Source organism: Alcanivorax sp. NBRC 102024, from assembly GCF_001602235.1.
Classification (GTDB): domain Bacteria; phylum Pseudomonadota; class Gammaproteobacteria; order Pseudomonadales; family Alcanivoracaceae; genus Alcanivorax.
The window spans coordinates 58,607-72,742 of record NZ_BDAS01000006.1 but is presented as its reverse complement, the minus strand read 5'-3'; the positions used below and the strand labels follow the sequence as shown (position 1 = coordinate 72,742).

Sequence of the window (14,136 nt, the reverse complement as noted above, 5' to 3'; positions counted from 1 at the left end):
GGAGGTCAGAGGTCGGACGACAAAAGCGTCTGACGTCAGACATCCGACGTCAGACACACAAAAAAAAGGGGCGCCATTACTGGCGCCCCTTTTTTTTGTGCTGTCTATTACAGCTTGTCTGCATTACCAGACAGGTACTCGGCCACGCCGTCCGGGGAGGCGTTCATGCCGGAATCGCCTTTCTGCCAGCCCGCCGGGCACACTTCGCCGTGCTCTTCGTGGAACTGCAGGGCGTCAACCAGACGAATCAGCTCGTCCATGTTACGACCCAGCGGCAGATCGTTAACGATCTGGCTGCGTACCACGCCGTTCTGGTCGATCAGGAACACGCCACGGAATGCCATGCCACCTTCGGATTCCACGTCGTAGGACTGGGCAATGCCGTGGTTCATGTCAGCGGCCAGGGTGTATTTCACCGGACCGATACCGCCTTCGTTCACCGGGGTGTTACGCCAGGCGTTGTGGGTGAAGTGGCTGTCGATGGACACACCGATTACTTCCACGTTGCGCTCTTTGAACGCGTCCATGCGGTGATCCAGAGCGATCAGCTCGGAGGGGCAGACAAAGGTGAAGTCCAGCGGGTAGAAGAACACCAGACCATACTTGCCCTTGATGGCTTCGGACAGGGTGAATTCGTCAACGATGCTGCCATCGCCCAGTACTGCGGGAACCGTAAAATCAGGTGCAGGTTTACCTACCAGAACGCCCATTGCTTCTCTCCATTATGACTAGATTGACTCTCCGGCACCTCAGGGTGCCGGAACCAACATTGAATCCGAGCAGCGATAGTACAACGGCTACCGTCGCGCTGCATGGCACTATCATGGGGATTATGGCCATGCTTTCAATAGGCAGGCCGGCCAATGTCCGTGAATTCGGCCTCAGCCGTTCAAATTATCGCCGGCTACGGGCCCAGACAAGCGCTCCCGTGAGCGCCAGCACCACCAACACCAGGGCCGCCAGATCCATCAGCCACTGCCCGACCCGCCCGAAAAGACGCCCGGCATGGAGATCCTGCAACAATCGCTGCCAGTTCAATGCCGCCGGCACACTGGCCGCCTGCAAATCGGACAATATTGTCGATGGTACCGGAGTCAAAGGAGCAGGCTGCCAGTCCCCCGAGGGCGCCCCCGCGCTGCCGAGCCTGTCCGGATCAAACTGCAGTAAGCGATTATCTGTCTCCAGGATCAGTGCCCCTGCCGCCACTCCCAGACGGGTAAAGGCTGGCACGCCCTGGGCAGGCCGTAGCCGCTCCACCAGTTGCTCTCCCTGCAACAACAGCAACTCACCGCCACAGCCGGCCATAATAAGCCCCTGCACCGCCACCGCCCCCTGAAACGGCGACGAACAGGCCGCCACAGCACGGCCATCCACAAAGAGTCGCTCTCCGGCCTGGGCGTACCAGTGCCCGTCCACCGGGCTACCATTGATCTGCTCCGGTATCGGCACACCGTAGCTACGTGCCAGGGTGGGCGGCAGCGGCTCACTGGCCCAATCCAGTGACTCCACATGATTGAGCAGAATCCCGGTGACCGACAACACCAGCACCGGCATGGCCACCAGCAGGCCCAGCCAGCGATGCCAGCGACGCCATCCACCTGTGGGTTTGCGTTTTTTCACCGGGTTTCCTCGCGACGGCGAATAATCCGCTTCGATTGTAGGCGCTACGGCAGCGGAGCCAACACCGGGATCATCCCACTGGCTGAGCGAAAGTGTCAGGCCCGCCCCAACGCCGGACACAAAAAAACCCGGCGCGAGGCCGGGTTTTGTCAGACGCGACGACGGTATCAGGCGTTGTCGTCGGCATCCACGGCGGCGCCGTCCACCAGCTCCTTGAGCTGACCGGAACGGTACATGTCCATGATGATGTCGCAGCCGCCGACCAGCTCACCGCCCACCCACAGCTGCGGGTAGGTCGGCCAGTTGGCATATTCCTTCAGGCTCTGGCGGATTTCCGGCGCCTCCAGGATGTTCACATAGGCAAACGGCTTGCCGACAGCGGTCATGGCTTCCACCACCTGGGCGGAAAAACCGCACTGGGGAAACTGTGGGGTGCCCTTCATGTAGAGGATCACCGGGTTCTTTTCGATCTGGTCTTTGATGACCTGGATAACATCCATACTGACTACCTGGCGGTTTGGGGTGTATTAGCTGTGGTTGGCCACCATTCTACCACTGTTGGCCCTGCCCCTCCCAGATGGGGCCGTGGCATTCCCCCTTCAAGGGGCGCCACCAACAGAAAAGGGGGCCGAAGCCCCCTTTTCCTTGCTACAGGCACATTGCTCAGAAGCGCACTTTCATGCCCAGGTAGCCGGTACGCGGCTTGTTGGGACGGGCGCCGGCGGGGTCACGGGAGACGATTTCCTGATCGTCAAACACGTTATCCACCTTGGCATACACTTCCATATCGCTGTTCACGTGGTAAGTAGCCACCACATCCGCAATCACATAATCGCTGGTGCGTTTGAAGGTGGTCACTTCGCCAGGACGGTCGCAGCTATTGTCGATGCACATACCCTCAGTGTGGCTGACAGACATCAGCGCAGACCAGGCCGCCGGCTTTTCCAGGCCGAAGGTCAGGCTGGCCAGATGCTCCGGCAGGTAAGGCAGTACATCGCCATCCAGCACAGACAGATCATCCGCATCCTTGGTGATTTCGCCGTCGGTATAGGTATAGGTCAGACGAACCGGAGCTTGCAGACCGCTGTCACCTTCCCAGACCACGCTATTCAGACCTACTTCCAGACCACGAACCTCGGACTCACCAAAGCTTTGCGTGCCGGAATCGTTGCCATTCGGGCATGGATTAGCGATGGAGCAGTTCTGGATGGTGTTTTCATAATCGCTGTAGAAGGCGATCACATCCGCACTGAAGTTCTCGTTCCAGTAGCGGAAACCGGTTTCGTAGTTAACGCTCTTTTCAGCATCGGTGCCTTTCTTGGAAGAAGCACCCGCCGGAGCAAAGCCCTGATGCACACCGGCCAGAACAGACCAGTTGTCGTTAAGCAGCCAAGTGGCGCCCAGGCCGGCCATCAGTTCTTCGTTACGGTTTTCAGTACGGGCACTGACGGTGTTGCGAGCCGGATCACCCCAGCGCTTGCTCTTGCTTTCCACGTTCTCGTAACGCAGGGAGCCGGTGACAATAAAATCACCGATGTAGGCATGATCGATGATCCAGGCGGACATGGCATCGGCGTTTTCCAGACGGTTATCACCGCCGGTGGGCAGAGTGGAGGTCTGGTACACCAGGCTGCCATTGCGCTGGTCAAAGGTGTCGGTGGGCTGATAGCGATCCACCTCATCCTGATGGTAACGGGCACCGACAATCAGGTCGTTGTCCACGGAACCGGTCTGGAAACGGTGGTTCAATTCAGTCTGCACGCCTTCGGAGACGTATTCACGATTATTGTTCTTGAATACCAGATCATCCGCATCGGCACCGCGCAAGATCGCTTGCTTCGCACCTCCATTGGCGTTGGCGTCGGCCACAAAGCCACCAATGCCTTGCCCTTCGACGCTGGCCAGCTTGTACCAGTTACGGTTGAACTCGTTGCGGTACACCACGGAGTTCAACTGGGTATTCTCGTCAAATACCAGAGTATGACGCAGTGAAACCGCATCCCGGTCGTTGTCCATCTGATCGATGTCGCTCATGCCGTAACGACGGTTGGCATCACGCTCAAAATCACGGTCGGTCAGACCCAGATAGGTTTCGTCGGACACTTCACTGGAATGCTCCAGTTTCAGCTCAAACGCCTGCTGAATATCTGCCGTTTCCGGGGCCTGCCAGCGCAGCTTGGCCACGTAATCACGCTTGTCGAAGCCGCTGTCGCGATTGGAACGGTCGATGTCCTTGAAGCCCATGGTGCGCTGCTGATGGGCTTCCAGCATGAAGCCGAACTGGCCTTCAGTGGCGCCATAGTAGGCATGGGCCCGCTGGGCACCGTCTTCACCGCCTTCCACATTGACCATGCCGGAGGCACGGGCAGGAATCGGGGTGGACAGGAAGTTAATGGCACCGCCCACGGTGAAGGGCCCATAGCGAAGGGTGTCCGGGCCTTTCAGTACTTCAATACCGTAGAAGCGACCGGCGCTGGGGAAGTAATAGGCAGCCGGGGCAGCATAAGGAGCAGGGGCGATCAGCACCCCGTCTTCCATCAGGGAAACCTTGCTGGAACGATCACGACCGGAACCACGGATACCGATGTTCGGACGCAGGCCGTAACCGTCCTCTTCCTGGAAGTAAACGCCGGGCACATCCCGCAGCATGCGATGCACATCGGTGTTTTCTTTTTCTTCCAGGTCTTCGTTGGAGAGCACGTGGGCAGAGCCACTAACGCTAAAGGTGTTCTGACGATCCCCGAGGATCTGTACCGGTTTCAGCTCATTGGCCTGATCGGCAAAAGCCGGAGCAGCCCCGGCGGCCACGGCAGACGCGATGGCACAGCAAAGCAAGCGACGCTGTAAATGCATGTTTGTTCCTTCCCGACGCAAATGACAAAAATGTAAAAATCGTAAGCGCAGAGAAGATACAGCGAAAACGAATCGATATCAATTCACTATCATTCTCATTTACATTCCGTATCGCAATACCCACCCCCACCAGGTGAAGCCACTACCAAACGATCACCGGCGCGAGCGGAAAAGCTGGTTTTCGGCGGCAATAACTCCCCGTTATGACGGTTTTCCCCCACCGCCCCATCCTGTCCCCCTGCCAGTCCCCAGGGTGCGTGACGGCGGCGCTCGGTCAGCAAGGTCACCTGGGCATCGCCCAGGAATTCCAGCTCACGCACCAGACCATCACCGCCTGCAAACTGCCCTTCACCACCACTGCCCCGGCGCAGCTGATAGCGGTGCACCCTGAGCGGATAGTGGGACTCCAGACTCTCGATGGGGGTATTCAGGGTATTGGTCATATGGCTGTGCACCGCCGACAACCCCGGACCACCGGCATGGGCGCCAGTGCCCCCGGCCATGGTCTCGTAGTAATCCCAGCCATCCTCTCCGGCGGCGCCCATGGCCACATTGTTCATGGTCCCCTGGCTGGCAGCGGGAATCGCCTGGGGGGCCGCCTGGGCCAGCGCCCCCAGCACCACATCCACCACCCGGGAGCTGGTTTCCACATTGCCAGCCGCCACTGCCGCCGGACGATTGGCATTGAGCAACGAACCTTGCGGGGCTGACAGGCTGATGGGCCGAAACAGGCCATCGCACGCGGGCACATCATTGTCCATCAGGCAGCGAAAGCAGTAATAAGCGGCGGCGGCGGCCACTGACAGCGGACAATTGATGTTGCCTGCCACCTGGTCAGCGGTGCCGGAGAAATCCAGGCTGGCCTGCTCCCCGGCAATGGTCAGGGTGACGGCAATGACGATGTCCTGCTGACCCTGACCATCGTCATCCATGTAATCCCGGAACCGGTAACAGCCGTCCGGTAACGCTGCGATTCGGGCACGGGCCCGTTTTTCCCCATAGGCGTTGAGGGCATCGAAGGCAGCAACCAGGTCGGGCTGCTGTTCCGCCAGTTCTGCCAGACGCCGAGCCCCCGCCTCACAGGCGCTGGCCTGGGCGACAAAATCGGCAAACCGCCGGTTTTCCACCGGCAGCCCCCCGCTCTCATCCAGCCCGGCCAGGTGTCGACACAAAGGCACCTGCCACTGTCCCGCCCGTTTCAGCCAGCTGGGAGCAATGACGATGCCCTCCTCCTCCAGATGGGTCGACACCGGCATGGATCCGGGACTGTGGGCGCCAATATTGGCGTGGTGAGCCCGGGTCACGGCAAAGCCGATCAAGGAGGATGCCTGGAAGACCGGGGCCACCACCGTCACATCCGGCAAGTGGGTGCCGCCCAGATAGGGATCATTGACCACCAGCAGGTCGCCGGGCTGCCAATCCCGGCCACTGACCAGATCCGCCATGGCATAGGCCATGGACCCCAGATGCACCGGAATATGGGCTGCCTGGGCACACAACCTGCCCTGTTTGTCGAAAACGGCGCAGGAGAAATCCAGGCGATCCTTGATGTTCGGCGAGAGGGCGCTGAGCCGCAGCACCGCCCCCATCTCGTCACAGATCCCTGACAGGCGGTTGGCGAAAATACTGAGCTGGACAGGATTCATAGAAGCAATTAACAGTTAATAGTGAATAGTTAAGGAGCCTCTGAATAACTCCTTGCGTACTCAGCGTGGCCTGAAGGGTGCAGCTGCTGTGTTTTGTTGCGACGGACAGGGTGGTCCCTTTCCTAGCGACAAAGCGCAGCAGATGGGCCCTTCAGGCCGCGCCCTGCGGGTCTTCCAGGCTGGCCCGCACTCGTTGTTGCGCTTTTTCGATAGATGGACATATCTCGATCCCCCTTGAGGGGACACCTTCAAAATCGCGCCTAGATTGCGAGCCAGCCTGAAAGACTGAGCATGCAAGGAGTTATTCAGAGGCTCCTTAATAACTAAAAACGGGACAACAGCCTACCGCTGTTAACTATTCACTGTTAACTATTCACTGAATTGTGCGCTATTATCGACGGTTCCGGCAGCCTTCGGCTGCCGTTTTTTATTTGGGACGCGTACAGACGGTGCTGTGATCAACGGTCCGGTGCCCGTTATCAATTCTCTATTATCGATTATCAATTGCCTGTTATGTCGCAATATCTGATTCCCACCTATGCACGGCAGCCGCTGGCGTTTGTGCGCGGTGAAGGGGTATGGCTCTACGATGAGGCCGGCCACAAGTACATGGATGCCATCTCCGGTATCGGGGTCTGCAACCTGGGCCACTGCCATCCGGCGGTAACCCGCACCCTGGCCGATCAGGCCGGGCAGCTTATGCACACCTCCAACCTGTACCGTATTCCGTCCCAGGAAGCCCTGGCCCAGCGCCTGTGCGAAGTGAGCGGCATGCAGAGCGTGTTCTTTTCCAACTCCGGCGCCGAAGCGAATGAAGCGGCCATCAAGATTGCCCGGCTCTTTGGTCAGCGCAAGGGCGTCAGCCGCCCCACTGTGGTGGTCATGGAGGGCAGCTTCCATGGCCGCACCATGGCTACCCTGTCCGCCACCGCCAATGCCAAGGTACAGGAAGGCTTTGCCCCGCTGCTGGAGGGGTTTGTCCGGGTGCCGTTTAACGATCTGGACGCGGTCCGCGCCCTGGGCGACAACGCCAATGTGGTCGCTGTCCTGGTGGAACCGGTACAGGGCGAAGGCGGTATCAATGTCCCCGCCAGTGACTATCTGCCCGGCCTGCGTGCCCTCTGTGACCAGCATGACTGGCTGCTGATGCTGGACGAAATCCAGTCTGGCAATGGCCGGACCGGCGATTACTTCGCCTGCGTGGGCGACAAGGTGACGCCTGACGTGCTGACCACCGCCAAGGGCCTGGGCAATGGCTTCCCCATCGGCGCCTGCCTGGTGGCCGGCAAGGCCGACGGGGTGTTCGGCCCCGGCAACCACGGCAGTACCTACGGCGGCAATCCGCTGGGCTGCGCCACCGCGCTGACCGTGGTCAACACCCTCACCGATGACGTGGTGGCAGGGGTCGCGGAGAAAGGGGCCTGGCTGAAGCACGCCTTTACTGACGCCTTTGCCGATCTGCCCATGATCAAGGAAATCCGTCAACGGGGCCTGATGCTGGGTATCCAGCTGGATCGCCCTTGCGCCGAGCTGGTCAACCGGGCCCGGGAAGCCGGCCTGCTGATCAATGTCACCGCAGGCTCCGTGGTACGCCTGCTTCCGCCACTGGTGATCAACCAGACCGAGATGCAGCACCTGGTGGAGACTCTCTCCCAGGTCATTCATGACTTCGCCAACGAACAGGAGGTCGCATGACCCGCCACTTCCTGACGCTCACCGATCTGAGCCGGGACGAGCTGGGCTACCTGATCCAGCGCGCCATTGAACTGAAAACCATGCTGCGTAATGGCCAGAGCCATACGCCCCTGCTGGGCAAGACCCTGGGCATGATCTTCGAGAAATCTTCCACCCGTACCCGGGTATCCTTTGAAGTGGCGATGACCCACTTCGGCGGGGCCAGCATCTTCCTGTCGCCCCGGGACACCCAGCTGGGGCGCGGCGAGCCCATTGAAGATTCCGCCCGCGTGCTGTCACGCATGGTGGATGCGGTGATGATCCGCACCTTCGACCACGCCACCGTGGAAACCTTCGCCCAGCATTCGGCGGTGCCGGTGATCAATGCGCTCACCGACGATTTCCACCCCTGTCAATTGCTGGCCGACATGCAGACCTTTGTGGAGCATCGTGGCAGCATCCAGGGCAAAAAGGTGGTCTGGGTGGGCGACGGCAATAACATGTGTGCCAGCTATATCAATGCCGCCAACCAGTTCGACTTCGAGCTGGTGATCAGCAGCCCCAACAGCTTTGAACCGGACAGCGAACTGCTCAACCGTTATCCCGAGCGGGTGCGTCTGGAAGCCGACGTGAACGAAGCCGTGAAAGGGGCGCATCTGGTCGTTACCGACGTGTGGGCCTCCATGGGGCAGGAAGACGAGCAGCAAGCCCGCCTCAATGCCTTTGAAGGCTACCAGGTGACCCCCGAGTTGATGGATCGGGCCGACCCGGACGCCCTCTTCATGCACTGCCTGCCTGCCCACCGCGGCGAGGAAGTCAGCCACGAGATGATGGACGACCCGCGCTCGGTGGTTTGGGATGAAGCGGAAAACCGTCTGCATGCCCAGAAGGCGCTGCTGGAGTTCCTGCTCACAGGCCAGCACTGATACAAACCCGTAAACCGTTGGAGTCTTGCTCGCAGGGCGAATATTTTCCGGCTTTCGCCCCGAGCCAGCCTCCAACATCTCCAGAAGGCGCAAACGCAATGAACCCGCCGCTGCTTACCCTTGAAAACCTGGCCTGCGGTTACCACCAGCAAGCCGTGGTAAAGGATCTGAGCCTGGAGCTGGCCACCGGCGAAATTGCCTGCCTGCTCGGGCCCAGCGGCTGTGGCAAAACCACCACCCTGCGCGCCATTGCCGGGCTGGAACCGGTCTCTGGTGGCAGCATCCATATCCAGGGCCGGCAGGTCTCCAGCCGCAGCCGTCAACTGCCTCCGGAACAACGGGGCCTGGGCATGGTGTTCCAGGAACATGCCCTTTTTCCCCACCTGACCGTGGCCGACAATGTGGCGTTCGGCCTGCGCAAACAGCCTCGCGCGCAACAACGCCAGCGAGTCAGCGAGTGCCTGGACCGGGTCCGGCTGGCCGGCATGGAAGACCGTTACCCCCATGAGCTGTCCGGTGGCCAGCAACAGCGGGTGGCGCTGGCACGGGCACTGGGCCCCCGCCCGGCCCTGCTTCTGCTGGACGAACCTTTTGCCAGCCTGGATCTGGACCTGCGCCGGGCCCTGGCCCGTGAACTGGGCGATATTCTCCGCCAGGAAAATGTCACCACCCTGCTGGTCACCCACGATCAGGAAGAAGCCTTCGCCCTGGCCGACCGGGTCGGCGTAATGAATCAGGGCCGGCTGGAACAATGGGACAGCCCGTACAATATCTACCACGCCCCGACCAACCGTTTCGTGGCGGAATTCGCCGGCTACGGCTCTTTTCTGCGCGGGGAGGTGCTCGATGAAAACACCGTCAGGACCAGCCTGGGGGAGCTCACCGGGCGCAGCAATGCTGCACTGATACCGGGCAGCCAGGTGGATGTGTTATTACGCCCGGAAGACGTGATCGCCGACGAAAGCGCGCACCTGGCCTTGCCCGTGACCCGCCGCCAGTTCACCGGCGCCACCATCCTCTATCACCTGCGCGTCGGCGCCGACGAAACCCTGCTCTGCCAGACCGACAGCCACACCAATGTGGTGGAAGGCGATGTGTTACGCGTGCGACTGGCGACCAAGCACCTTGTCGCTTTTTCAATTAATAATGAATAATTAATAGTTAATAACTCGCGATCAAACTCACTCTGGTCTGCAAACACCAAGAGGCCGCGCCCAAACCATGGGCGCGGCTTGTTGCCGTTCAAAACCATCAATTTTTTCCGCGCAACTATTAATTATTCATTATTAACTATTCACTGGCCTCTCACGCCACCCGGCTCTGATTGCGCCCCCCGGACTTGGCCTTGTACAAGCCCCGGTCCGCACGGTTGATCAGCTCGTCAATGGTTTCGTTTTCCTGGCAGGCGGCCACACCGACCGACAGGCTGACGGCGCCGGGCCCGCCTTCCTGCATAAAGCTTTCTTCGCGCCAGCGCTCGCGCAAACGCTCCGCCACCCGCAGCGCACCGCTCTCGTCACTCTGGGGCAGAATCAGCAGAAACTCTTCCCCACCGAGACGACCGAAATAGTCACCATCACGCATGCCCGCCAGGGCCAGCGCGGAAAACCGGCGTAACACCCGGTCTCCCCAGTCATGACCGTGACGGTCGTTGATCTGTTTAAAATGGTCCAGGTCCACATAGCAGATGGCAAAAGGCAGCCCCTTGCGGGCAAACAGCGCCCGCTGACGCTCCAGGATCTCAAGCAGGTGGCGACGATTGAACAGGCCGGTCAGATCATCCCGTATGGCCATTTCACGGACCTGCTCCACCGCCCGGGCCAGTTGATGGTTCTTGTCGGCCAAGGCGTCACGCAAACGATTGATGCCCCCGCCGGTAATGGCAAAGCTCACCGAGATCATGGAAAACACCAGCCACTGCAAGGCTTCCACGGACAGACTCAATTGCACCCAGCGGTCGTTCATGGCCAACCACAGCATCACCGCATAGGCCGCACTGGCAAGCACCGCCACGCCGATCATTACCTTGCCGGAAAGCCGGAACGAGACCAGCAACAGGCCGGCAAAAAACAGGGTGACCACACTGAGCCGGAACTCGTCCACGTAGTAACCGGAGACCATGAATACCACCATGAAGTGCAGTACCAGCGGCAAGGACAGACTCGGTTCACTCAGACGCAGGGTCCAGCCGGTGGCAAGAAGCAGCTGGTAGGCCACCAGGGAGGCCCAGACCACGAACAGCATCACCAGCCCCTGTTCCAGCGCCACGTCAAAATAGCCGAACTGGAAATACACCACGCATAACAAGGTATGCATGGCCATGATGGCAATGGCCGAACGGCTATGCCGCTTGAGCAAACGCTTCTCGCTGAGGGTCAGCTTTTCCGCCTGTCGCAGATCCTGATTCATTCGCTCTGCTCCACCACCAGTTTGTCGCGGCCGGACTCCTTGGCCTGATAGAGCGCCCGATCCGCACGCAGGATCACCTGCTCCGGGGTTTCTTCACGCCGGTACATGGCCAACCCCGCGGAGACCGTGACGGCGAGTCCCGGTGCCTCCTCAAAGCGCTGGCTGCGCATACCCAGCAGGATCCCCTCGGCCAGGTTACTGGCCTCATCCGGATCACTGACCGGCAACACCAGCATGAACTCCTCTCCCCCCAGCCGGGCGGCAAAATCCTGCCCGCTCAGGTGACGGCGAGCCACCTCGGCAAAGCGCTCCAGCACCCGGTCCCCAATACGGTGTCCATAGTCGTCATTGATACGCTTGAAATGATCCAGATCCAGATACACCACGGCCAGCTGGTAGGCGCCACGTGCTGACTGGCCACAGGCCTTGGCCAGTAACTCCATGGCATGGCGGCGCCGATAGAAGCCGGTCATCTCGTCTTTCACGGCCATATCGTGGATACGCTCGACAATGTCCGCCAGCTGCAGGTTGCGGCGACTCAACTGGGAGCGGATGGTGGAAATTTCCGAGGCAAGCAGAATCATCGCCAACACCATGACCGAGAACAGCCCCCACTGTATCCATTCGCCCCGCAGGTCCACCACCTCCGGCCAGTAGCCGGAAACCACACCAAGAATGACCGCATAACCGAATACGCAATAACCGGCCAGCCAGGCGAACTGTCGGAATGACGCCTGCAGCACTCCCATCTGGACAATGGCAAAGAAAATCATCATCACGCACAGGCGCACCTGGTCCACCACCAGGGCAGTCAGCAGAATCCCGGTGGTGGACCAGACCATCAGCGGCATGATCATGGAAGGTTCGGAAAGCCGGCGATTCAACCCCAGCAGCATGAACAGGACGAAGCCCAGATGTCCCACCCAAATGGCAGCGAACATGCCGTAAAAAAGGGCGGAACCGCCGCGGAAGAAATCCAGCTGCAGGGCAATCCAGCATAGCAGGGTGTGGGCGCTTCCCCCGGCCAGGATGGCAAACAGCACCCGGCGCAGTCTCTGGGACTGCAGGGCTGCAGGATTGAGCGTTAATGATTGATCCATGCCGGATTCCCGATCCGGTGCAGCCATTCCCACCAGCAGCCGCACCCAATGGTAGTCATTTAGTATTATTGTTGTGTGAACTCTAACCCTAAATGTCTACCGCGTCACAGTTTTCATCCCTGAAACCGGACCGTCCATCACCGTGCCAATGAAAAAAGTGGCACAGAAGTCCCTGATTTTTCGGGCATTACTCTTGCAGCCTATTCACCGACCGGGCTCTGACAGACCCGGGCCACTGCCTCCCGCCATCCCTGATAGCGGCGTTGGCGCTCGTCATCTTCCAGCAGCGGTGAGAATTCCCGCTCGCAGCGCCATTGCTCGGCCACGGCGTCCAGTGAGTCGTACAGACCCACGCCCAGCCCTGCCAGGTAGGCCGCGCCCAGGGCGGTGGTTTCGGTGACCATGGGACGGTCCACGCACACTCCCAACACGTCAGCCAGGGTCTGGCTGAGCCAGTTATTGACCACCATGCCACCATCTACCCGCAAGGTGGTGGGCCGGGTACCGCAATCCGCCGCCATGGCATCCAGCAGGTCCCGGGACTGATAGCACACCGCCTCGAGCCCCGCCGTTACCACTTCGGCAATGCCGGTGTCACGGGTCAGCCCCAGCAGGGCACCGCGGGCGTGGGGATCCCACCAGGGAGCACCGAGACCGGTAAAGGCCGGTACCAGATAGACGCCACCGGCAGAGCCGGCGCGGCGGGCCAGTGCCTCGGTTTCACTGGCATCACGAATCAGATTGAGGCCATCGCGCAACCACTGGATGGCGGCGCCCGCTACAAAGATGGAGCCTTCCAGCGCATAGGTGGTTTTGCCATTGAGCCGGTAGCCCACGGTGGTAAGCAGACGGTTATGGGACACCACCGCCTCGCCGGTATTCATCACCATGAAACAGCCGGTGCCATAGGTACTTTTCACCATGCCTGGCTGAAAACAGGCCTGCCCCACCAGTGCCGCCTGCTGGTCCCCGGCAATGCCGGCCACCGGCACCGCGGCGCCCAGCAGTTCAGGGCACGTGGAACCGAACTCACCGGCACTGTCACGCACCTCCGGCAGTACGGCGGCAGGAATAGCGAACAACTCCAGCAAGGCCGGGTCCCAGGCCTGTTCGTGGATATTGAACAACAGGGTGCGCGAGGCATTGGTGGCATCGGTGGCGTGGACCTTGCCACGGGTGAGTTGCCAGAGCAGCCAGCAATCGATGGTGCCGAACGCCAACTCACCGGCTTCGGCACGCTGGCGGGCGCCGGGCACATTATCCAGCAACCAGGCCAGCTTGGTGGCCGAAAAGTACGGATCCAGCAACAGTCCGGTCTTGCTGCGAACACTGTCTTCATGGCCGGCATCACGCAGGCGCTGGCAGTACTCTGCCGTACGCCGGTCTTGCCAGACAATCGCTCTGGCCAGCGGATCACCGGTCTGGCGATCCCACAGCACCGTCGTTTCACGCTGGTTGGTAATACCAACAGCCGCCAGCTGCTGGGCTTCCACACGGGCATTTCTCAGGGCCTGCTGGCAGAGCGCCAGGGTATCCTTCCAGATTTCCAGGGCATCGTGCTCCACCCAGCCATCCTGAGGAAAATGCTGGCGGAACTCTTTCTGTGCCTGCCCACAGGCCCGCCCACTGGCATCAAAAACAATGGCGCGGGAACTGGTGGTGCCCTGGTCGATGGAAAGGATGTATGACATGGCTCGGCTAACCCTTTTATCAGAATTGGAGGCTGGATCAGTCAGACGCTGCGTGGAGGCGCCGGGAACCGTATTTTACATGATGGCGCGATGGCAGATTGAACGATAACGGACAACACCATGGACCTTATCGGCGATTTAGGAGCCTCCAAACCCACCCTACGATGCTGCCGGGTTGTCGACATCTGTTGCGCTTTGAAAACCCTGACCGCCCTTC

11 protein-coding genes are annotated in these 14,136 nt (G+C 60.2%); 3 read left to right on the top strand and 8 right to left on the bottom strand.

Features of this window, described 5'->3' with window-relative positions:
• Positions 1-107: 107 nt before the first annotated feature.
• The 5 genes from A0251_RS10990 to A0251_RS10970 form a co-directional block, all read right to left on the bottom strand.
• Entirely contained in the window at positions 108-710 is a 603-nt protein-coding gene (locus A0251_RS10990; protein ID WP_062816897.1) for a peroxiredoxin, read from the bottom strand.
• Between the two features lie 184 nt (positions 711-894).
• Entirely contained in the window at positions 895-1,620 is a 726-nt protein-coding gene (locus A0251_RS10985; RefSeq protein ID WP_062816896.1) for a PepSY-associated TM helix domain-containing protein, read from the bottom strand.
• A gap of 167 nt (positions 1,621-1,787) precedes the next feature.
• Positions 1,788-2,120 carry a Grx4 family monothiol glutaredoxin gene (gene grxD, locus A0251_RS10980; RefSeq protein ID WP_062816895.1) on the bottom strand — a complete coding sequence of 111 codons (333 nt, stop codon included), beginning with the start codon at positions 2,118-2,120 and terminating at the stop codon, positions 1,788-1,790.
• A gap of 163 nt (positions 2,121-2,283) precedes the next feature.
• Entirely contained in the window at positions 2,284-4,473 is a 2,190-nt protein-coding gene (locus A0251_RS10975) for a TonB-dependent receptor domain-containing protein (protein WP_062816894.1), read from the bottom strand.
• Between the two features lie 95 nt (positions 4,474-4,568).
• Positions 4,569-6,119: a hydantoinase B/oxoprolinase family protein gene (locus tag A0251_RS10970; RefSeq protein ID WP_062816893.1), complete on the bottom strand. Its 1,551-nt coding sequence runs from the start codon at positions 6,117-6,119 to the stop codon at positions 4,569-4,571.
• Positions 6,120-6,632: 513 nt separating this feature from the next.
• Between A0251_RS10970 and A0251_RS10965 the strand changes: the two genes are divergently transcribed.
• The 3 genes from A0251_RS10965 to A0251_RS10955 all read left to right on the top strand — a co-directional run bounded on the left by A0251_RS10965 (position 6,633) and on the right by A0251_RS10955 (position 9,873).
• A complete protein-coding gene (locus tag A0251_RS10965; protein ID WP_062816892.1) occupies positions 6,633-7,814 on the top strand; it encodes an aspartate aminotransferase family protein in 1,182 nt (393 codons plus the stop codon).
• On the top strand, positions 7,811-8,719 hold the full coding sequence (gene argF / locus A0251_RS10960) for an ornithine carbamoyltransferase (protein WP_062816891.1): 909 nt from the start codon (positions 7,811-7,813) through the stop codon (positions 8,717-8,719). Before A0251_RS10965 ends, argF begins: the two co-directional genes overlap by 4 nt.
• 98 nt (positions 8,720-8,817) lie before the next feature.
• Positions 8,818-9,873: an ABC transporter ATP-binding protein gene (locus tag A0251_RS10955; protein ID WP_062816890.1), complete on the top strand. Its 1,056-nt coding sequence runs from the start codon at positions 8,818-8,820 to the stop codon at positions 9,871-9,873.
• Positions 9,874-10,024: 151 nt separating this feature from the next.
• On the opposite strand, the gene A0251_RS10950 is transcribed toward A0251_RS10955, so the two are convergent.
• The 3 genes from A0251_RS10950 to glpK form a co-directional block, all read right to left on the bottom strand.
• Positions 10,025-11,128, bottom strand: a complete 1,104-nt coding sequence (locus A0251_RS10950; RefSeq protein WP_062816889.1) for a GGDEF domain-containing protein — start codon at positions 11,126-11,128, stop codon at positions 10,025-10,027.
• Complete coding sequence (locus A0251_RS10945) at positions 11,125-12,228, bottom strand: diguanylate cyclase (RefSeq protein WP_062816888.1); 1,104 nt, start codon at positions 12,226-12,228, stop codon at positions 11,125-11,127. Before A0251_RS10945 ends, A0251_RS10950 begins: the two co-directional genes overlap by 4 nt.
• A gap of 200 nt (positions 12,229-12,428) precedes the next feature.
• Positions 12,429-13,919, bottom strand: coding sequence for a glycerol kinase GlpK (gene glpK, locus A0251_RS10940; RefSeq protein WP_062816887.1), 1,491 nt, complete (start codon positions 13,917-13,919; stop codon positions 12,429-12,431).
• Positions 13,920-14,136: the final 217 nt, after the last annotated feature.

Bases quoted from the DNA above. Each gene is read 5' to 3' on its own strand.
- grxD (WP_062816895.1), bottom strand. From the start codon at position 2,120: ATGGATGTTATCCAGGTCATCAAAGACCAGATCGAAAAGAACCCGGTG.
- A0251_RS10970 (WP_062816893.1), bottom strand. From the start codon at position 6,119: ATGAATCCTGTCCAGCTCAGTATTTTCGCCAACCGCCTGTCAGGGATC.
- A0251_RS10990 (WP_062816897.1), bottom strand. From the start codon at position 710: ATGGGCGTTCTGGTAGGTAAACCTGCACCTGATTTTACGGTTCCCGCA.
- A0251_RS10975 (WP_062816894.1), bottom strand. From the start codon at position 4,473: ATGCATTTACAGCGTCGCTTGCTTTGCTGTGCCATCGCGTCTGCCGTG.
- glpK (WP_062816887.1), bottom strand. From the start codon at position 13,919: ATGTCATACATCCTTTCCATCGACCAGGGCACCACCAGTTCCCGCGCC.
- A0251_RS10955 (WP_062816890.1), top strand. From the start codon at position 8,818: ATGAACCCGCCGCTGCTTACCCTTGAAAACCTGGCCTGCGGTTACCAC.
- argF (WP_062816891.1), top strand. From the start codon at position 7,811: ATGACCCGCCACTTCCTGACGCTCACCGATCTGAGCCGGGACGAGCTG.
- A0251_RS10965 (WP_062816892.1), top strand. From the start codon at position 6,633: ATGTCGCAATATCTGATTCCCACCTATGCACGGCAGCCGCTGGCGTTT.
- A0251_RS10945 (WP_062816888.1), bottom strand. From the start codon at position 12,228: ATGGATCAATCATTAACGCTCAATCCTGCAGCCCTGCAGTCCCAGAGA.
- A0251_RS10950 (WP_062816889.1), bottom strand. From the start codon at position 11,128: ATGAATCAGGATCTGCGACAGGCGGAAAAGCTGACCCTCAGCGAGAAG.